This window comes from Psychrobacter sp. FME5 (assembly GCF_014861375.1).
Classification (GTDB): domain Bacteria; phylum Pseudomonadota; class Gammaproteobacteria; order Pseudomonadales; family Moraxellaceae; genus Psychrobacter.
Genome location: NZ_RRYX01000254.1, coordinates 1 through 717, shown reverse-complemented (window position 1 = coordinate 717; position 717 = coordinate 1). Strand labels below are relative to the sequence as shown.

Below are 717 nucleotides of genomic sequence, written 5' to 3'. Positions count from 1 at the left end.
TTCTTTGGGTTAGTATAGCCTCTTAGCAGTTGTCCAATTTAATTATGCCACTACAATCGTTATAGAGCTTGGCTGAGTGATGATTTGCTCACTCAGTGCTAACACTGGTGCATGTACGCGGTCGTGTAATACTTGCTGATAGCGTAGCGCACCGATATTTGCGCTAACACCATCACTCTCGCTTGGATAGGCTGTAGTGATAACGATCTTTGGCGGTGTATGTTCATCCGTTTGCTCATATCGTAGATAGGCGGTTAGTCCTTGACGTGATAAACGCTCACAAATATGCGCCCAGTCACTGATTTGCCACTGGGTCATGCGTACAGGTGTCCAGCTGGCGTCTTCACTATTACTATCATCGATGGTTTCTATCTCTAGAGTAGCAGTGCGTTCTGCCACCATTGATTGTACCGATAGGTTAGTGTCTATATGACAACGTGGATGCTGATGTAAGCGATAGGTAAGTGGTTGTGCGAGCAGACGATAATAGCCATAGCTGCCATCGTGATCCAATTGATGCACGGCAGTCAGATATAGATGACGATAAGCTAGGCCGCTTGGGGTATCAAAGCTTAAGGTTATGGTGCTACCGATTAAGTCAGTGAGCGGTGTAAAGGGAGGGTGGTGACGTTCATGAATATAGACTTGCAATACGTAAGTGTTGTAGTGGCATAATTAAATTGGACAACTGCTAAGAGGCTATACTAACCCAAAGAA

At 45.2% G+C, this 717-nt stretch carries 1 protein-coding gene; it reads right to left on the bottom strand.

Features of this window, described 5'->3' with window-relative positions:
• Positions 1 to 42 precede the first annotated feature (42 nt).
• Complete coding sequence (locus EI161_RS14560) at positions 43 to 651, bottom strand: contractile injection system protein, VgrG/Pvc8 family (protein ID WP_192529992.1); 609 nt, start codon at positions 649 to 651, stop codon at positions 43 to 45.
• Positions 652 to 717 lie beyond the last annotated feature (66 nt).